Origin of the sequence: Stenotrophomonas rhizophila (assembly GCF_001704155.1) — a bacterium.
Classification (GTDB): domain Bacteria; phylum Pseudomonadota; class Gammaproteobacteria; order Xanthomonadales; family Xanthomonadaceae; genus Stenotrophomonas; species Stenotrophomonas rhizophila_A.
Window position 1 is genome coordinate 1,559,458 of record NZ_CP016294.1, and the last position, 19,292, is coordinate 1,578,749.

Consider the following 19,292-nt stretch of genomic DNA (forward strand, 5'->3'; position numbering starts at 1 on the left):
CCCGTACGCCGTCGTCTGGTCGGGGGCTAGTTCGCCCATGGCGGGCTGTACCGGACTTTCAGCGTCCGGACTGCCGGGTCGGCCCGCAGGGCGTCCACCAGCTGGCTGTCCACGCGCACGGCGGTGTCGCCGGCCACGTCCAACATGCCGGCTACCGGGCCCTGCTCGGTGCCCAGCAGCAGGTCCAGGCGCAGGGGGGTGCGGCCGGGCCGGTGGCGGTCGAGCAGGCCGTTCACCCGCGCCCAGACCGGGTCGCCCTGGCGCAGGTCCAGGCGCAGCGACAGGCGGGTGGCGTAATTGGCGCAGATTTCCTCGAAGTCCCAGCACTGGCGGATGCGCAGGGCATAGCCGCCGTTGAACTCGTCCTCGCGCAGGCCGCCCTTGACCACCAGGATGCGGTCCTTGGTCATCAGGTGGCCGAACTCGGCCAGGCCATCGGTGAACGCGCTGCATTCGACCCGGCCCTTGCCGTCTTCGAGCTGCATGAACACCTGGCTTTCGCCCTTGCGGCGCACGCCGACCACCAGGCCGGCCAGGATCACCGGGGTTTCCTGGCGCCAGGCGCGCTTTTCGCCATCCTTGCTGGGCCGGGCAGGGGGAATCAGTTTTTCCAGCATGCCCAGGTCGGTGCCGACCAGTTCCTTGACGTCGTCGGCGTGCGGGTCGAACGGATGGCCACTGAGGTAGAACCCCAGCGTTTCGCGTTCGCCGTCCAGCAGTTGGCCCAGCCCCCATTCCTTGGCTTCAGGCAGGTCCAGCTGCAGCGCGGTGCTGACCGGGTCCGGCGCGCCGAACAGCGAGTTCTGGCCGGAGGCCTTCTCGCGCGACATCTGGTCGGTGGCCTTGAGCACTTCAGGCAGCTGCAGCATCAACGAAGCGCGGTTCTTGCCGAGGCCATCGAGCGCGCCGCAGTTGATCATCGCTTCAAGCGTGCGCCGATTGAGCTTGCCCGATTCGATGCGCATGCAGAAATCCAGCAGCGAGGCGTAGCGGCCCTTGGCGAGGCGCTCGTCGACCACCGCTTCGCAGGCACCCTGGCCCACGCCCTTGATGGCGCCCAGGCCGTACTGGATGGTGTCGGCGCTGGAGGCTTCGAACATGTACGCCGATTCGTTCACGCGCGGCGGCAGCACGGTCAGGCCGAGGTTGCGCACTTCGGCCAGGAAGCCCACCACCTTGTCGGTGTTGTCCATGTCCGAGGACAGCGTGGCCGCCATGAACTCGGCCGGGTAATGACGCTTGAGCCAGGCGGTCTGGTAGCTGACCAGCGCGTAGGCGGCAGCGTGCGATTTGTTGAAGCCGTAGCCGGCGAACTTCTCCATCAGGTCGAAGATTTCGTCGGCCTTGGGGCCGTCCACGCCGCCCTTGGCCGCACCCTCGCGGAAGATCTCGCGGTGCTTGGCCATTTCGGCCGGCACCTTCTTGCCCATCGCGCGGCGCAGCAGGTCGGCGCCGCCGAGCGAGTAACCGCCGACGATCTGCGCCATCTGCATCACCTGCTCCTGGTACACCATGATGCCGTAGGTGTCTTTCAGGATCGCTTCGGTACGCGGATCGGGATAGATGATCTCTTCCTGGCCGTGCTTACGCGCGTTGAAGGAGGGAATCAGGTCCATCGGGCCGGGGCGATACAGCGACACCAGCGCGATGAGGTCTTCGAAGCGGTCGGGGCGCGCGTCCTTCAGCAGGCGGCGCATGCCCGAGGATTCGAACTGGAAGACCGCGCCGGTGTTGCCGTTGGCGAAGATGTCCTTGTAGGTGGGCGCATCGTCCAGCGGCAGCGCGGTGATGTCGATCGGCGGAATGCCGGCGCGGGCATGGCGCTTGTTGATCGCCTTGACCGCCCAGTCGATGATCGTCAGCGTGCGCAGGCCGAGGAAGTCGAACTTCACCAGGCCGATTTCTTCGACGTCGTTCTTGTCGAACTGGGTGACCGGGTTGCGGCCACGGCCGCCTTCATCGTGTTCGGCGAACAGCGGGCAGAATTCGGCCAGCGGTTCCGGCGCGATCACCACGCCGCCGGCATGCTTGCCGGCGTTGCGGGTAAGGTCTTCGAGCTGGCGCGCCAGGTCGATCAGGTCGCGCACGTCGTCTTCGTTCTGGTAGCGCTGGATCAACTCCGGCGATGCCATTTCCGAATCCTTGCCTTCGCCCATCGCATCCTTGAGCGAAATGCCCAGGATGTTGGGAATCAGCTTGGAAACCCCATCGACCAGGCCATACGGGAAACCGAGCACGCGCCCGGAATCGCGCACCACGGCCTTGGCGGCCATGGTGCCGTAGGTGATGATCTGGCTGACGCGTTCGCGGCCGTACTTGCGCGCGACGTAGTCGATGACTTCGTCGCGGCGGTCCATGCAGAAGTCGATGTCGAAGTCGGGCATCGACACGCGTTCGGGGTTGAGGAACCGCTCGAACAGCAGGTTGTACGGAATCGGATCCAGATCGGTGATCTGCAGCGCCCAGGCCACCAGCGAACCGGCACCGGAACCACGGCCGGGGCCGATTGGAATACCCTGGTTCTTACCCCACTGGATGAAGTCGGCCACGATCAGGAAGTAGCCGGGGAACCCCATCTTGATGATGGTGGCCAGCTCGAATTCCAGCCGTTCGAAATAGTCCTCGCGGGTTTTGCCTTCAGCCAGCGGATTCTTTTCCAGGCGGGCTTCCAGGCCCTTGCGCGATTCGCTGCAGATCCAGCTGTCCAGCGTTTCGTTTTCCGGCACCGGGTAGTTGGGCAGGAAGTAGGTACCCAGCCGCATTTCGATGTTGCAGCGTTCGGCCAGCGCCAACGTGTTGTCGATCGCATCGGGGATGTCGGCGAACAGCGCGCACATCTCTTCGGGCGATTTGAGGTACTGCTGGTCGCTGTAGTCGCGCGGGCGCTTGGGATCGTCCAGCACGCGGCCGGAGGAAATGCACACGCGGGCTTCGTGCGCGCTGAAATCGTCCGGGCGCAGGAAGCGCACGTCGTTGCTGGCCACCACGGGCAGGCCACGCTGGCCGGCGGCCACCAGGGCAAACTGGTTGAACGCTTCTTCGCCTTCGCGACCGGTACGGGTCAGCTCCAGATGCAGGCCATCGCCGAACACGCGCTGCCAGTCGGCGAGCTGCTGCTCGGCCAGGTCATGCCGGCCTTCGCCGGCCAGACGCCCGGCCAGGCTGTCGCGGCCAGCCAGGGCAAACAGGTTGTGGCAACCGCCCTTGAGCCAGTCGGGGTGCACCGCCACGCCGCCTTCAGGGCGGTGGCCTTCCATCCAGGCACGAGTGAGCAGGCGCGACAGGCTGAGATAGCCTTCGCGGTCGCGGCAGAGCAGGGTCATGCGCCAGGGGGTCATGCCCTCTTCGGCGATCATGATGTCGGCACCGGCGATCGGCTTGATGCCGACCGTTTCAGCGGCCTTGTAGAACTTGACCAGCGCGAACAGGTTGTTCAGGTCGGTCACTGCCAACGCGGGCAGGTTCAGTTCGACGGCGCGGCTGAGCAGGTTGGCCTGCTTGGCCTTTTTCGGGTCAGCCTGATCCGGTTTCGCCGGGACACGGATGGTCGAATCCGCCAGCGAAAACTCGGTGTGGACGTGCAGATGTACGAAACGGGAAGTGGACATGCCGGGCCAATGTAATGCCCGGTCAGGGTAGCCGCGCGGGGCAGCCCGAACAAGGCTTGACAGGGCGTTGGGTTAAGGCGGAAGCCGAGCCAAAGCCAAAGCCGAAGCCAAAGCCAAAGCGCTTGGGCGGTTGGGCTATCGGCTGGGGCGGCGCCGGGGGCAGGGGTACGGGACGCGCCGTAAACCGCCCTCCGGGCCCCGGCCCAACCGCCAGCGGTTGGGCGTTCAGTCGCACGCGAGGCAGTGCCTCGCAAGCAGTGCGGCTTCACCCCTGGGGGCTCTCTTGCAACATCCATGTTGCAAGGAAAGGTCCCGTACCCCTGCCCCCGGCGCCGCCCCCAACGGAAGGTCGGCTCGCACGGAAAAGCGGGAGCAAGGGCTCCGCCTTTGACCTCCGTTGGGCACCAGCCAACTGTCAAAGGGCGGCGGGGGTGGGTTTGCGGGACCGTAGAGCGCCATGGATGGCGCGAACGAGCTTACATGGACGTACTTGCAGCGTGTCCCGCAAACCCACACCCGCCGCCCAAGCCAGCCGAACCGGAAGTGCCGCTTTTGCTTTTGCTTTTGCTTTGGCTGTTGCGGTTGCTGTTGCGTCAGACAGCAGCAACCAACGCGCTGTCCAGGCAATCACGCACGGGCGCGAAGCTGCGGCGGTGGTGGGGGCAGGGGCCGTGGGTGCGCAGGGCGGCGAGGTGGGCCGGGGTGCCGTAGCCCTTGTGCTGGTCGAAGCCGTATTCGGGGTGCTGCTCGTGCAGCTGGAGCATGTAGCGGTCGCGGCTGACCTTGGCCAGGATCGAGGCCGCCATGATCGCGCGGTCGAGCGCGTCGCCACCGACCAGCGCCTGCGCGGGGCAGGGCAGGCCCTTGGGTACCACGTTGCCGTCGATGCGCGCGAACTGCGCCACGTGCGCGACCGCCTCGACCGCCCGGCGCATGCCCAGCATCGTGGCCTGGTAGATGTTGAGCGTGTCGATCTCCGTCACGTCCACCATCACCACCTGGAAGGCCAGCGCACGCTGCTGGATCCTGTCGAACAGCTGGTCGCGGCGGATCGCCGTGAGCTGCTTGGAATCGTCCAGCCCGTTCAGACGCGGGCGGTCCGGGCAGAACACCACCGCCGCTACCGCCACCGGGCCGGCCAGCGGCCCGCGACCGGCTTCGTCCACCCCCGCCACATAGCGCGGCGCGACCGTCGCCAGCGCCGCCCCGTCGAACAGCGCCAGCGAGGCCGCCGCAGCGTGGCGGCGGCTCATGCCGGCGCGTTCCCGCGCGGCTTGCGTGCCAGCAGTTCCGCCACCGCGTCGGCCGCGCGCGCCGACGCGTCCTGGCGCAACTGCAGGTGCAGCTTTTCGTACGTGTCCTGGATCTCGATGGCGCGTTGCGGCTGATCGAACCACTGCATGATCGCCTCGGCCAGCTTGTCCGGCACGCAGTCGTGCTGGATCAGCTCCGGCGCCAGGTCCTTGCCAGCCAGGATGTTCGGCAGCGCGAAGCGGTCCACCTTGATCAGGCCGAGCGCCTTCACGATCCGGTAGGTCAGCTCCGCCACGCGGTAACCCACCACCATCGGCCGCTTCACCAGCATCGTTTCCAGCGTGGCCGTGCCCGAGGCGAGTACCACTACGTCGGCGGCGATCATCGCCGTGCGCGCCTGGCCGTCCAGCAGGTGCGAGTAGGCCACCGGCAGCGCCGAGCGCGACAGCTGCTCCTGGATCAGTGCACGGCAGGCCGGGTTGGCTGCCGGCACCACCACGTGCAGGCCCGGAATGCGTTCGGACACCTGCCAGGCCGCTTCGAAGAACGCGCCGCCCAGCTTGCTGATCTCGCCCAGCCGGCTGCCCGGCAGCACAGCCAGCACCTTGGCGTTGACCGGCAGGCCCAAGGCCACGCGGGCCGCTTCGCGGTCGCTGTGCAGCGGGATGTCATCGGCCATCGGGTGGCCGACGAAGCGCGCGTCGATGCCATGGCGGGCGTAGATGGGCGGTTCCATCGGGAACAGGCACAGCACCAGGTCGGCGCTGGCACCGATCTTCTCCGCACGCTTCTCGCGCCACGCCCAGACCGACGGGCTGACGTAGTGCACCGTGGTGATGCCGCGCTCTTTCAGCCAGCGCTCCACGCCCAGGTTGAAGTCCGGGGCGTCGATGCCGATGAACACATCCGGCTGCCACTCCAGCACCCGCGCACGGAACTCACTGCGCAGCTTCAGCAGGCGCGGCAGGTGGCGCAGGATTTCGGTCAGGCCCATCACCGCCAGCTCGCTGGCATCGAACCAGGTCAGGCAGCCGGCGCTGCGCATCGCATCGCCGCCAATCCCGGCGAACTCGGCGTCCGGGAACCGCTGCTGCAGTTCGCGCACCAGGCCGGCGCCAAGCAGGTCGCCGGAGGCTTCACCGGCAACCAGCGCAATCCGCAGCGGTCGCGAAGAGCCGGGCGCCGTCATCGCAGCAGGGGCCTCTCGGCGTGCTCGATGAAGTCCAGCATGTCCTTGACGTCGGCGCTGTGCGCGGCCTGTTCGGCCAGCTGCACCTTGGCTTCGGCCAGCGGCAGGCCGGCCACGTACAACGTGCGGTAGGCGCGTTTGATGCTGGCGATGCGCTCGGCATCGAAGCCGCGGCGCTTGAGGCCTTCGCTGTTGATGCCGCGCGGGCGGCCCAGCGAATCGCTGCCGACCATGGTGAACGGTGGCACGTCGCCATTGGTCAGTGCACCCATGCCCAGGAAGGCGTGCGCACCGATCCGGCAGAACTGGTGGGCCCCGGCGAAACCGCTGATGATCACGTAGTCGCCCACGGTCACGTGGCCGGCCAGGGTGGTGTTGTTGGAGAACACGCACTGGTTGCCGACGTGGCAGTCGTGCGCCACGTGCGTGTAGGCCAGCATCCAGTTGCCGTTGCCGATGGTGGTGACGCCACCGCCGCCGCCGGTACCGCGGTTGAGGGTGACGAACTCGCGGAACACGTTGTCATCGCCGATCACCAGTTCGGTGCGCTCGCCGGCGTACTTCTTGTCCTGCGGTTCGCCGCCCACGGCAACGTGGCCGATGAAACGGTTGTTGCGGCCGATCCGGGTCGGGCCGTGGATCGAGCAGTGCGGGCCGACTTCGGTGCCTTCGCCGATCTCGACATCGGCACCGATCAGGCAGAACGCACCGATACGTACATCCGCCGCCAGTTTCGCCGACGGGTCGATGACCGCGGTGGGGTGGATGAGCGGCCCGTTCATTCGCGGGTGCCGGCGCAGAGTACTTCGGCGCAGGCGACGATCTCGCCGTCGACCTTGGCCACGCAGTCGTACACCGCCATGTTGCGGATCACGCGCTTGATCTCGACATGCATTTCCAGCACGTCGCCCGGCACCACCTGCTTGCTGAAGCGGGCCTTGTCCACCTTGACCATGTAGAACAGCTTGGACTGCGCGTCGCGGCCCAGGGTGAGCTGGGTCAGCACGCCGCCGGCCTGGGCCATGGCTTCGATGATCAGCACGCCGGGCATGATCGGCTGGCTGGGGAAGTGGCCCTGGAAGAACGGTTCGTTGATGCTGACGTTCTTGGTGGCAACGATGGTGCGCTTCTCGTAATCGATCGCGACGACCTTGTCGACCAGCAGGAAGGGATAACGGTGCGGGATCAACGCCTGGATCTGGGTGATGTCCGGCAGCTTCTGTTCGTGGCTCATTCCTTCTCCTTGCTCACAGACAGGATGCGACGGGCCAGTGCATCGAGCTGCTTGAAGCGCGCGGCGTTCTTGCGCCACGTGCGGTTGTCGGTCAACGGGGTCCCGGACGAGTATTCGCCCGGTTCGGTAATGGAGTTGCGCACCACGGACTTGCCGGTGATCACCACCTTGTCGCAGATCTCGAGGTGGCCGACGACGCCGACGGCGCCGCCGAGCAGGCAGTAACGGCCGATCTTGGCGCTGCCGGCAATGCCGGTGCAGCCGGCGATGGCCGAGTGGGCGCCGATCTGGACGTTGTGGGCGATCTGGACGAGGTTGTCCAGGCGCACGTCGTTGTCGAGCACGGTATCTTCGAGGGCGCCGCGGTCGACGCAGGTATTGGCGCCGATCTCGCAGTCGTCGCCGATGCGCACGCCACCCAGCTGGGGCACTTTGATCCAGCTGCCGGCGTCCATCGCCAGGCCGAAGCCATCGGCGCCGAGCACGGCACCGGGATGGATGCGCACGCGCTTGCCGATGCGGACGCGGGTGACCAGGGTGACGCGGGCGATCAGTTCGCAGCCGCTGTCCAGGCTGCAGTCTTCGCCGATGATGCTGCCGGCGCCGATGATGCAGTTCTCGCCGATCACGCTGCGCGCGCCGATGGTGACGAACGGGCCGATGTGGGCGCTGGCGGCGACCTGGGCCTCGGGATCGATGACGGCGCTGGGGTGGATGCCCGGCGGCCGGGTCGGGGCGATGTCGAACAGCGCGCCGATCTTGGCGAAGGTGGTGTAGGGATCCTTGGCGATCAGCGCGGTACCGGGCGCGGCTTCGGCGTCGTCGGCGCGCAGCACCACGATCCCGGCCTGGCTGTCGGCCAGCTGGGCGCGGTAGCGCGGGTTGGCCAGGAAGGTCAGCTGGCCAGGGCCGGCATGGGCGAGCGTGGCCACGCCACGGATGGCGGTGCTGCCATCACCATGGACCTGCAGGCCAAACTGCTCGGCGAGTTGCTGGGCGGTATAGGTAGGAGTGTTCACGCCGGGAGTTTACCGTGTGGCGTGACTTCGGTCATGTTCGGGGGTGTTCATGGGGCTGCGCCTGATGGCGGTTGGATTCAGGCGAACAGCCTGAGGGTTGCCGGGTTCGCGCGCAGGGCCGGCGGGTGCGGGGGTACGGGGGGCGCCGTGAACCCATCCCTGGGGGCTCTTACCAAACATCCATGTTTGGTAAAGCCCCCGTACCCCCGCACCCGCCGGCCCTCTGACGGTGTGTCGGTTGCCAAGGGTGATCAAAAGCGGGCCAGTCCCCACAAACAAAAACGCCGGGCAATGCCCGGCGTTTCTGCTGATGCGTCCAGCGCTTAGAACTGACCACCGAACGTGAACTGCAGGCGTTCGATTTCGTCGCCGTCTTCCTTCTTTAGCGGGAAGGCGTAGCTGATCGAGATCGGGCCGACCGGGGCGCGCCACAGCAGGGCGACACCGGCCGAGGCACGCAGTTCGTTGGCCTTGAAGTTGTCCACGCCGTTGTACACGTTGCCGACGTCGAAGAACGCCGAGACGCGGGCCGACGGGCTGTCGAACAGGCGCGGGAAGTAGGCTTCGACCGAACCCACGGTTTTCAGCGAACCACCCAGCGGCTGGCCACGGTTGTACGAAGCGGTCGGCTCCGAGCGCGGGCCAAGGGTGTTGTCTTCGAAACCGCGCACCGAGTTGGTACCGCCGGCGTAGAAGTTTTCGAAGAACGGCAGGCCCGAAGCGGTCACGGTGCGGGTGGTGCCATCCGGGTTGGTGATCACGCGGGTGACATCGTTGCCGTAGGAGTCGCCGTAGCCGACCTCGGCGCGGGTATTGATGACCAGCGACGGGATGATCGGCCAGTACTTGGAGACCTGGTAGTTCAGCTTGTAGTACTCGACCGTCGAACCCGGCAGGGTCGTTTCCAGGCCCACGCGCTGGTACATGCCGCGGGTGGGCATGAAGTAATCGTTGCGGGTGTCGCGCGCCCAGCCCAGCTCCGTGCGCCAGGAGTGGAACGTGCGCTGGCCGATGGCATCGATGTAATCGATGATCGCCTGCGGCGTTGCACCCTGGTAGGTGGTGATCTGGTTGCTGTCGATGCCCACCATCAGCGAGACGGTGTCGTTCTCGGTGATCGGCACGCCGAACACCACCTGCGCCGCACCGTTGGTGCTGTTGTACTGCGCGGTGTTGAAGTCGGAGTAATCCAGCTCGCGCCAGGACAGGTTGTAGCCCAGCGACACGCCGTCGTCGGTGAAGTACGGGTTGGTGTAGGAGAAGCCGTAACGCTGCAGGTAGCTGCTGCGCGACGCTTCGACCGACACGCGGTTGCCGCCGCCCAGGAAGTTGTTCTGCGACAGCTGCACCGAGGTGGTCATGCCGTAGGACTGCGAATAGCCCAGGCCGAACACGAAGCTGCCCGAGGTGGTTTCCTTGACGTTGTAGACCACGTCGACCTGGTCGTTGCTGCCGGTGACCGGCGGCGTTTCGACATCCACCGATTCGAAGTAGCCCAGGCGCTGCAGGCGGATCTTGGAACGGTCGATCGCGGCCTGCGAGTACCAGCTGTTCTCGAACTGGCGCATTTCACGACGCAGCACTTCATCGGAGGTGCGGGTGTTGCCCTTGAACACGATGCGGCGCACGCCCACGCGGGGGCCCGGCACGACCTGCATGTTGATCGCCACGGTGCGTTCGGCGCGGTTGCTGGTCGGGATCGGGTTCACCTTGGCGAACGCGTAACCGATGTTGGACAGCGAATTGGTGATGGCGTCCGAGCTGAATTCCAGCAGGGCGCGCGAGAACGTATCGCCGGACTTCTGGATCAGCATGCGCTCCACGTCTTCCTGCGGAAGGATGGTGTCGCCGGTGACCTTGATCTCGGAGATCTTGTACTGCTCACCTTCGGTCACGCCGGCGGTGATGAACATGTCGCGCTTGTCGGGGCTGATCGAGACCTGGGTGGAATCGATGCTGAAGTCCACGTAACCGCGGTCCAGGTACCAGGCATTGAGCTTTTCCAGGTCGCCGGACAGCTTTTCCTTGGAGTACTGGTCGTCGCGGCGGTACCACGACGCCCAGTTGTGCTCCTTGGATTCCCAGGTTTCCAGGATGTCCTTGGACTCGAACTTTTCGGTGCCGACCAGGTTCACGTGCTGGATCTTGGCGGCCTTGCCTTCCTTGATCGCAATGGTGATGTCCACGCGGTTGCGGTCAAGCGGGCTGACGGTCGGGGTGATCTCGACGTTGTATTTGCCACGGTCGTTGTACTGGCGGCGCAGTTCCTGGGTCACCCGGTCCAGGCTCAGGCGATCGAAGGTGCCGCCTTCGCTCAGGCCGATGTCGCTCAGGCCCTTGAGCAGCTGGTCGCTCTTGATGTCCTTGTTGCCGGTGACGGTCAGCTTGTTGATCGCCGGGCGTTCCTTGACCGTGACCACCAGGATGTCGCCCTGCCGCTCAAGCTGGACGTCCTCGAAGAAGCCGGTCTTGTACAGGGCACGGATCGACTCGCCGACCTTGTTGTCGGTCAGGGTCTCGCCACGTTCCACCGGCAGGTAGGTGAACACGGTACCGGAGGTGATGCGCTGCAGACCATCGACACGGATGTCGCTGACGGTGAAGGGCTCGGCTGCCTGGGCCAGGGCGGGCGCGCCGAAACCGGCGGCGAGTGCGAGGGCAAGCAGGCGGCGATTGGGGAGTCGCGTCATGTCACGTCCGGTTGGAGTCGAATACGATGTTGCGGGATGCCGGCGCATAAGACGACGACAAAAGGGTAAAAGTTCATCGCGGGAACAGACCGAGGATGTCGTTGTAGAACGCCAGTCCCATCAGTCCGGCCAGCATGGCCAGGCCGATGTACTGGCCGGCCGCCATGGCACGCTCGCTGAGCGGGCTGCCCTTGACCAACTCGATAAGGTAATACAGCAGGTGCCCGCCGTCCAAGATGGGGATGGGCAACAGGTTGATGATGCACAGGCTGAGCGAGAGTACGGCCAGGAACCAGAGGAACCAATCAAGGCCGCGCTGGGCGGTCTGGTTGGCTACCCGGGCGATGGTGACCGGGCCGGAAACGTTCTGCAGCGAGGCATTGCCGGTCACGATGCGGCGCATCATGCCGAGCGAATCGCCCGCCGCGCGCGCGGTTTCGCGCAGCGCCGCCGGGATGGCCGCCAGCGGGCCGTACTGCAGGGTGGTGTCATAGGCCGGCGCGCTGGCCTGCGGGAAGCCGATGCCGATCTGCCACGTGGGCTGGCCGCGGCCGTCCTTGCCCTGGCGCGGGGTGACTTCCAGCGCCAGCCGGTCGCCGTTGCGCAGCACCTCGATCATGCCCGGGCCGCCGCGCTTGCCCAGCGCGAGGATGGCCGGGGAGACCTGGTCGGCCGCATCGATGCGCTGGCCATCCACGGCCACCACCAGGTCGCCCGGCAACAGCACGCCCTGGGCGGCGGAATCGGGCAGCACCTGTTCGACCAATGCCGGCTGCAGGTGGAACTGCCAGGTCAGGCCGGCCAGCGAGGCCACCCAGCGCTCATCGAAGCCGGCCGGCAACTGCGACAGCGGCAGGGTGCGGGTGCGCACCTGCTCCTGCGCATCGACCACCTCCACCTTCGCATCGTGGCGGTCCATGGCGGCCGTGGTCAGGGCCATGGCGGCCTGGCCTGCGGTGACCACGCTGCGGTCATCCACGCTCAGCACGCGGTCACCGGCCTGCAGCCCGGCCACCTGGGCCATGCCGGTGGTGCGGCCGATGGTGGCCGAATAATCCTGCTTGCCCAGTACGAACATGGCCCACAGCAGGGCCACGCACAGCACCAGGTTGGCGATCGGGCCTGCCGCCACGATCGCGATGCGCTGCCAGACGCTCTTGTGGTTGAAGGCCAGGCCGCGTTCGGCCGGGTGTACCTCGACCTCGCGCTCGTCGAGCATCTTCACATAGCCGCCCAGTGGAATGGCGGCGATGGCGAATTCGGTACCGTTGCGGTTGCGGCGCATCCACAGCGGTTTGCCGAAGCCGACCGAGAAGCGCAGCACCTTCACGCCACAGCGCCGCGCGACCCAGTAGTGACCGAACTCATGGAACGTCACCAGCAGGCCAAGGCTGACGATCATCCACCAGACGGAGCCGATGAATTCACCCATGGTGGACGTCGCGGGAAAGGAGCGGGAAGGGCATTCAGGCGTGGTCGATGGCGGCTTGGGTGATCTGGCGGGCGTGCTGGTCGGCGGCCAGCAGGCCCTCCAGTGTATCGGCGGACGCGGAAGGCAGTGTTGAAAGAGCGTTAGCCACCAGCCCTGGAATGGCTAGGAAAGCGATCCGCCCCTGAAGAAACGCTGAAACAGCCACTTCATTGGCCGCATTGAGCACCGCCGGGGCAGTGCCGCCGGCGGCCATCGCCTGCCAGGCCAGGCGCAGGCAGGGGAAGGCGTCGGTGTCGGGGGCCTCGAAATCCAGCCGGCCCTGGCTCAGCAGGTCCAGCCCGCCAACCCCGGATTCGATGCGGTGCGGCCAGCCCAGGCCCACGGCCAGCGTGGTGCGCATGTCCGGCAGGCCCATCTGGGCCAGGGTGGAGCCGTCGACGAATTCGACCAGCGAATGCACCAGGCTCTGCGGGTGCACCAGCACTTCGATGCGCTCGCCGGGGATGTTGAACAGGTGGTGGGCCTCGATGACCTCCAGCCCCTTGTTCATCAACGTCGCCGAATCGACCGAGATCTTCGGGCCCATCGACCACTTCGGGTGGGCGACTGCCTGGGCCGGGGTGACCTCGGCCAGCTCGGCCCGGCTGCGCCCGCGGAAGGGGCCGCCGGAGGCGGTGAGCAGGATCCTGCGCACGCCGGCCTGGTCCAGGCTGGCGTCGCGCGAACGCAGGCACTGGAAGATGGCGCTGTGTTCGCTGTCGATCGGGATGATCTCGGCCCCGGCGGCGGTGGCGCGCTGCATCAGCAGCTCGCCGGCCAGGACCAGCGATTCCTTGTTGGCCAGCAGGATGCGCTTGCCAGCGCCTGCGGCGGCCAGGGTCGAGGACAGCCCGGCCGCGCCGACGATGGCGGCGACCAGGGTGTCGCATGCGTCGCTGGCGGCCAGCTGGTCCAGCGCGGCGGCGCCGGCATGCGCCTGGGTGTCCAGGCCGGCGGCGCGCAGGCCATCGCGCAGATCCGCATACAGCGCTTCGCTGGCGATTACCGCATGCGCCGGCCGGTGGAGCGCGCACAGCGCGACCAGCGCCTGCACCTGGGTGCCGGCGGCCAGCACGGTGGCGCGGTAGCGGTCCGGGTGGCGCGCGATCACGTCCAGCGCGGATGCGCCGATCGAGCCGGTGGCACCGAACACGGCGACCCGGCGGGGGGCGGTAGTGCTCTGCATGCTCAGAATCCGAAGATTTCCTTGCCCAGCGCGAACACCGGCAGCGCGGCCAGCACGCCGTCGATGCGGTCCAGCACGCCGCCGTGGCCCGGAATGATGTGGCCCGAGTCCTTGGCGCCGGCATGGCGCTTGAGCAGGCTTTCGTACAGGTCGCCAAGTACCGAGGCGAACACGGCGACCACCGTGGTGATGACCAGGCCGACCACGTGCCCAGGCGCGACCCCGGCGATCCAGCCGAACACCAGGGCCACCAGCAGGCCGGCCAGCATGCCGCCGCCCAGCCCTTCCCAGGTCTTGTTGGGGCTGATGCGCGGGGCCAGCTTGGTGCGGCCCAGGGTGCGGCCGGCAAAGTAGGCGCCGGAATCGGCGGCCCAGACCACGGCCAGCGCGGTCAGCAGCCACAGGTGGCCCTTGTCGCCGCTGGCGTGGATCAGCACCAGCGAGGCCCAGGCGGGCACGATGGCCAGGGTGCCGGCCAGCAGTTTGAGCGACCGCGCCGGGCTGCCGGGTTCGGCGCCGAAGGTGAAGAAGCGCAGCCACAGCAGGGCCAGCAGCCACCAGCCGATGCCGACCAGCGCGGCGATCTGGTACAGCACCAGGGTGCCAGCGTCGGCCCACACGATCAGCACCATCAGCACCAGGTTCAGCACCAGCAGCACGGTGCGGGCCAGTGTGTCGTCCACGTCGGCCAGCTTCAGCCATTCCCACAGGCCGATCAGGAACACGGCGGCGGCGGCGGCGGCCAGCCACTGGGTGGGCAGCAGCAGGATCGCGGCGATGGCGACCGGCGCCATGATCAGCGCGGCGATGACTCGGGTTTTGGTCATGGGGTGGACGTCTCGGTGGCCAGGGCGGCGATCTGGGCGCTGGTCAGGCCGAAGCGGCGTTCACGTGCAGCGTAGGCGTCGAGCGCCTGCTGCAGGATGGCGGCGTCGAACTCGGGCCACAGCACCTCGGTGAACCACAGTTCGGTATAGGCCAGCTGCCACAGCAGGAAATTGCTGACGCGGGTGTCGCCACCGGTGCGGATGAACAGATCCGGGGGCGGCAGGTCGGCCAGGGCGACGCGGCTGCCCAGCAGCGCTTCGTCGATCTGTTCGGGCAGCAGGCGCCCGGCCGCGACCTCGGCGGCCAGTTCGCGTGCGGCCCTGGCGATGTCCTGGCGGCCACCGTAGCTGGCGGCGATGCTCAGGGTCATGGCGGTATTGCCGGCGGTACGTTGCTCGGCCAGCTGCATGCGGCTGACCAGCCCGGCACCGAAGCGTTCACGCTCGCCGATGAAGCGCACGCGCACGCCGCGGCGGTGGAGTTCATCCACCTCGCGGTCCAGTGCATTGAGGAACAGCTTCATCAGTGCGTCGACTTCATCGCTCGGCCGGCCCCAGTTTTCGCTGGAGAAGGCGAACAGCGTGAGCGCGGCAATGCCACGCTCCAGGCAGAAATCGATGGTGCGGTTGACCGCGCGCGCGCCGGCACGATGGCCGATCACGCGCGGACGACGGCGCTTCTGCGCCCAGCGTCCGTTGCCATCCATGATGATGGCAACGTGGCGGGGCACGGCGGCGGTGGAGCTGCTGGTCGGGGCCTGGGTCATGCTCAGACCGCCATCAGTTCCTTTTCCTTTTCGGCAACCACACTGTCGACGTCCTTGATGGACTTGTCGGTCAGCTTCTGGATGTCGTCTTCGCCGCGCTTCTTGTCGTCTTCGCTGATCGACTTGTCCTTCAGCAGGGCGGCGATGGCCTTGTTCGCATCCTGGCGGATGTTGCGGATGGCGATCTTGGCGCCTTCGCCTTCCTTCTGCACCTGCTTGCCAAGCTCGCGGCGACGCTCTTCGGTCGGCGGCGGCAGGTTCAGGCGGATGACGGTGCCGGCCACGTTGGGGGTCAGGCCGAGGTCGGAGGCGTAGATCGCCTTTTCCACGTCCTTGATCATGCCCTTGTCGAACAGGGTGATGACCAGCGAGTGGCCTTCGGAAACGCTGATCGAGGCGACCTGGTTGAGCGGCGTGTCGGTGCCGTAGGCCTTGACCGTGATCCGGTCCAGCAGGGCCGGCGAAGCACGGCCGGTGCGGATGGAGGTCAGGGTTTGCTTCAGAGCATCGATGCTCTTTGCCATGCGCGTCTGCGCGTCCTGCTTGATTTCGTTGAGCATCGCCCGAATCCTGGGTGTCACTGGGAATCGGGCGATTATAGGCGAAATGGGGTGAACCAAGGTCCGCGCTGAACGGGCGGGTGCCGGCCGTGGCCGGCGCGCCGGTCAGGTGGCGTCGCGGCCGCGCACCAGGGTGCCGATGTTCTCGCCGTGCAGGATCTTCAGCAGTTCGCCCGGCTGGCCCATGTCGAACACGCGCAGCGGCAGGTCGCTGTCGCGGGCGAGGGCGAAGGCGGCGGTATCCATCACTTCCAGGCCACGGCGGATCACTTCGTCGTAGGTCAGGCTGTCGAAGCGGACCGCATCGCTGTGCTTGTTGGGGTCCTTGTCGTACACGCCGTCGACCTTGGTGGCCTTGAGCAGCAGGTCCGCGCCGATTTCGATGGCGCGCAGCGCGGCACCGGAATCGGTGGTGAAGAACGGGCTGCCGACGCCGGCGGCGAAGATCACCAGGCGACCCTTTTCAAGGTGGCGGATGGCGCGGCGGCGGATGTAGTCCTCGCACACGTCGTTGATCTTGATGGCACTCATCACCCGGGCCTTGGCGCCCAGCTTCTCCAGCGCGTCCTGCATGGCCAGCGCGTTGATCACGGTGGCCAGCATGCCCATCTGGTCGCCAGTGACGCGGTCCATGCCGCCGGCGGCCAGGCCGGCGCCGCGGAAGATGTTGCCGCCGCCGATGACCAGCGCCACTTCGGCTCCGGCCTGCTGCGCTTCGATCACTTCGCGCGCCAGGCGGTTGATGACCTTGGGGTCGATGCCGTAGTCCTCATCCCCCATCAGTGCCTCCCCGGAAACTTTCAGCAGGATGCGGCGATAGGAAAGATTGGACATGGTGGCCTCTGGATGCGTGGAAAACGCGGGAATTCTACTGGATGCGGCGGCACTCGGCGTGGAAAATCTGCTGCACTGCGGCGCAGCCCTGCCACAGCGGTGGATCGCCGCTTCCTGACTCCATTCAGGCCGTGGCGGTCCCCGGTGAACGCGCAATCACGCGGTTGCGCCCCAGGTTCTTGGAACGGTACAGCACGTCGTCGGCGGCCTTCAGCAGGTCCTGAACATCGGCGAAACGCTCATAGCCGCCTTGGGTGGCCACGCCGGCGGAGAAGGTGACGAACAGCGGGCCGTCGGCTACTTCGGCCATGGGGGTGTTGACGATGCTGGCCAGCACCCGGCGCACCACGTCCAGCGCCACCAGCTCGGTGGTGTTGGGCAGCAGGGCGATGAATTCCTCGCCGCCGAAGCGGGCCACGGTATCGCTGTTGCGCAGGTGTTCCTGCAGCTGGGTGGCGAACTCGCGCAGCACCTGGTCACCGAGCAGGTGGCCGTGGGCGTCGTTGATCTTCTTGAAATCGTCCAGGTCGATGAAGGCCACCGACAGCGGCCAGCCGTGCCGGGTGGCGCGCAGGAACTCCTGTTCCAGCACGGCCTCGAGCTGGCGGCGGTTGAGCACGCCGGTCAGGGCGTCGCGGTGGGCCTGTTCGGCCAGCCGGTTGGCGCGTGCCTCGAATTCGTCGGCGCGCTGGCGGGCCAGGGCGGCATCCTGCATTTCGCGCAGGTTGCGCAGCGTCGCCAGCTCCTGGGCATGGTCGATCAGCTGCTGCACGCGCGCAGGCGAAATCAGCGTGGTCTCGAACAGGGCGCTGATCTCGGGCAGGGCTTCGCCGATCCGGGCCAGCACCTGGTCGAACTGCGCGCTGTCCAGCTTGAGGGTCTCGTTGACCTGCTGCAGGGCATGTTCGCGGGCAGCATCGGCGTCGGCGCTGAGCCAGATGTCGGCGACCGCACCGGACAGGGCCACGCAGGCCTGGAAGTTGTCCTCGGCCGCGGCCGGCGATTCGCTGCGGGCGATGGCGTCCACCAGGTAGCGCGGCAGGTCCCACTGTTCGGCCATCCACGCGCCCACCTCGGCATGGGTGCAGTCCAGGTGCTCACGTTCGAGGGCGATCAGGGCCTCGTTGTCGCGGGCCTGGCGCAGCAGCGGCAGGTAGCGCTCGGGCTCGCTCTGGGCCAGTACGAGCACGCCAATGTCCTGCAGCAGGCCGGCCAGCATCAGTTCCTCGGCCTTGCGCAGGCCGCGGGCCTGGCCGAGCAGGCTGGCCGCCAGCGCGCTGAGGATGCTGCGCCGCCAGGCGCGCTCGCGCACGTCCTGGCCCTGGCCGGGGGCGGTCAGGTCCTGGGTGACGGTGAAGCCCAGGGCGAGGCTGACGGTGGCGTTGAGCCCCAGCATGGTCAGTGCCTGGCCGAGGTTCTCGATCCGCCGGCGGCTGGCATACAGCGGCGAATTGGCAATGCGCAGCATGCGCGCGCTCAGCGCCATGTCGATGGCGATGACGTCGGCGGCCGTGGTGATGTCGGTTTCCGGATCCTGCGCCAGTTCGATGATGCGCAGGGCAATACCGGGCGGCGAGGGCAGGTTGCGGCAGAGCGCCAGGGCGGCTGTCAGCTCGGGAGGCATGGCGGGAATACTGAGGTGATGTGGCAAGAATACATGGTGTGCGTCACAGATTTGAGTGTTGGTGCTTGCGTTGTGGGAAATGTTGCCTGCGACAGGTGGGGGTCGAGGTGCCTTTCGATGCAAAACCAACGGGCAGATCGTGCGGCGGTGGGGCAATGAGCTCTTTGGTACCACATCCGCTGGCGGATGGGGGAGTGGCACGAGTGGCGTCCGCTGCTGCAATGCGGTGGGCGGCGCGGGTACCATGCGGCCTCCAATGAAAAAGGATGGACCCCATGGCCGTAAAGTCGCTTCAGGAATTCCTCGCCAGCACGCACGAAAAAGATGTCAGTGCGGATGCATTCGAGCTTGAGAGCCCGCACATGCTGGAGATACGGGTGAACGGCATGGTCTGGGCCAAGGCCGGTTCGATGGTGGCGCGCAAGGGGGCGGTGAAGTTCACCCGCCAGGGGCTGCTGGAGCAGGGGCTGGGCACGCTGCTGAAGAAAATGGTGAGCGGTGAGGGGCTGCAGCTGATGAAGATCGAGGGGCAGGGGCGGGCCTACCTGGCCGATGCGGGCAAGCAGGTGACGCTGCTGCGGCTGGCGGGCGAGTCGATTTTCGTCAACGGCAACGATGTGTTGGCCTTTGAGACGGGCATCGAGTCCAAGATCACCATGATGCGCAAGGTGGCAGGCATGCTTTCGGGCGGGCTGTTCAACATGCGCCTGAGTGGGCACGGGATCGTGGCGATCACCTCGCATTACGAGCCGCTGACGCTGCCGGTGACGGCGCAGGGTGGCCCGGTGTTCACCGACCCGAACGCAACGGTGGCCTGGTCGGGCTCGTTGACGCCCGAGATCGTCACCGACATTTCGCTGGGTACGCTGGTCGGGCGCGGTTCGGGCGAAACCCTGCAGCTGCGCTTCGCCGGCGAAGGCTGGGTGGTGGTGCAGCCGTATGAGGAAGTTTCGTTCCAGGCGAAGGGCTGAGGGTCGCCGGCCACAAAAAAAAGCCCGGCTTGCGCCGGGCTTTTTCGTGTCATCGCTT

At 66.9% G+C, this 19,292-nt stretch carries 15 protein-coding genes; 1 reads left to right on the forward strand and 14 read right to left on the reverse strand.

Going from position 1 to position 19,292, the window contains the following annotated elements; genetic code table 11:
• Nucleotides 1-26: 26 nt before the first annotated feature.
• The 14 genes from dnaE to BAY15_RS07100 form a co-directional block, all read right to left on the reverse strand.
• Complete coding sequence (gene dnaE, locus BAY15_RS07035; RefSeq protein WP_068850448.1) at nt 27-3,608, reverse strand: DNA polymerase III subunit alpha; 3,582 nt, start codon at nt 3,606-3,608, stop codon at nt 27-29.
• Nucleotides 3,609-4,201: 593 nt separating this feature from the next.
• Entirely contained in the window at nt 4,202-4,861 is a 660-nt protein-coding gene (locus tag BAY15_RS07040; protein WP_068850451.1) for a ribonuclease HII, read from the reverse strand.
• The gene (gene lpxB, locus BAY15_RS07045) at nt 4,858-6,051 is read right to left on the reverse strand and encodes a lipid-A-disaccharide synthase (protein WP_068850454.1); all 1,194 of its coding nucleotides are present in this window, start codon (nt 6,049-6,051) and stop codon (nt 4,858-4,860) included. The genes BAY15_RS07040 and lpxB overlap by 4 nt, the downstream gene beginning before the upstream one ends.
• Nucleotides 6,048-6,833, reverse strand: a complete 786-nt coding sequence (gene lpxA, locus BAY15_RS07050; RefSeq protein ID WP_068850457.1) for an acyl-ACP--UDP-N-acetylglucosamine O-acyltransferase — start codon at nt 6,831-6,833, stop codon at nt 6,048-6,050. The genes lpxB and lpxA overlap by 4 nt, the downstream gene beginning before the upstream one ends.
• Nucleotides 6,830-7,285, reverse strand: coding sequence for a 3-hydroxyacyl-ACP dehydratase FabZ (fabZ, locus tag BAY15_RS07055; RefSeq protein ID WP_068850460.1), 456 nt, complete (start codon nt 7,283-7,285; stop codon nt 6,830-6,832). Before fabZ ends, lpxA begins: the two co-directional genes overlap by 4 nt.
• Nucleotides 7,282-8,304, reverse strand: a complete 1,023-nt coding sequence (gene lpxD, locus BAY15_RS07060) for a UDP-3-O-(3-hydroxymyristoyl)glucosamine N-acyltransferase (protein WP_068850463.1) — start codon at nt 8,302-8,304, stop codon at nt 7,282-7,284. Before lpxD ends, fabZ begins: the two co-directional genes overlap by 4 nt.
• Nucleotides 8,305-8,627: 323 nt before the next feature.
• The gene (bamA, locus tag BAY15_RS07065) at nt 8,628-10,994 is read right to left on the reverse strand and encodes an outer membrane protein assembly factor BamA (protein ID WP_068850466.1); all 2,367 of its coding nucleotides are present in this window, start codon (nt 10,992-10,994) and stop codon (nt 8,628-8,630) included.
• Between the two features lie 73 nt (nt 10,995-11,067).
• Nucleotides 11,068-12,426 (reverse strand): RIP metalloprotease RseP, encoded by a 1,359-nt coding sequence (gene rseP / locus BAY15_RS07070; RefSeq protein WP_068850469.1) that lies wholly within the window; start codon nt 12,424-12,426, stop codon nt 11,068-11,070.
• A gap of 34 nt (nt 12,427-12,460) precedes the next feature.
• Nucleotides 12,461-13,651, reverse strand: coding sequence for a 1-deoxy-D-xylulose-5-phosphate reductoisomerase (locus BAY15_RS07075; RefSeq protein WP_068850474.1), 1,191 nt, complete (start codon nt 13,649-13,651; stop codon nt 12,461-12,463).
• A 2-nt stretch (nt 13,652-13,653) separates the two neighbouring features.
• The gene (locus tag BAY15_RS07080; RefSeq protein WP_068850477.1) at nt 13,654-14,478 is read right to left on the reverse strand and encodes a phosphatidate cytidylyltransferase; all 825 of its coding nucleotides are present in this window, start codon (nt 14,476-14,478) and stop codon (nt 13,654-13,656) included.
• On the reverse strand, nt 14,475-15,245 hold the full coding sequence (gene uppS / locus BAY15_RS07085) for a polyprenyl diphosphate synthase (RefSeq protein WP_068850479.1): 771 nt from the start codon (nt 15,243-15,245) through the stop codon (nt 14,475-14,477). Before uppS ends, BAY15_RS07080 begins: the two co-directional genes overlap by 4 nt.
• 2 nt (nt 15,246-15,247) lie before the next feature.
• Entirely contained in the window at nt 15,248-15,805 is a 558-nt protein-coding gene (gene frr / locus BAY15_RS07090) for a ribosome recycling factor (RefSeq protein ID WP_068850481.1), read from the reverse strand.
• A 105-nt stretch (nt 15,806-15,910) separates the two neighbouring features.
• Nucleotides 15,911-16,639 carry a UMP kinase gene (pyrH, locus tag BAY15_RS07095; protein WP_068850483.1) on the reverse strand — a complete coding sequence of 243 codons (729 nt, stop codon included), beginning with the start codon at nt 16,637-16,639 and terminating at the stop codon, nt 15,911-15,913.
• Between the two features lie 124 nt (nt 16,640-16,763).
• Complete coding sequence (locus BAY15_RS07100; protein WP_068850486.1) at nt 16,764-18,263, reverse strand: GGDEF domain-containing protein; 1,500 nt, start codon at nt 18,261-18,263, stop codon at nt 16,764-16,766.
• Between the two features lie 275 nt (nt 18,264-18,538).
• Between BAY15_RS07100 and BAY15_RS07105 the strand changes: the two genes are divergently transcribed.
• Nucleotides 18,539-19,234: an AIM24 family protein gene (locus BAY15_RS07105; protein WP_068850489.1), complete on the forward strand. Its 696-nt coding sequence runs from the start codon at nt 18,539-18,541 to the stop codon at nt 19,232-19,234.
• The last annotated feature ends 58 nt before the right edge of the window (nt 19,235-19,292 follow it).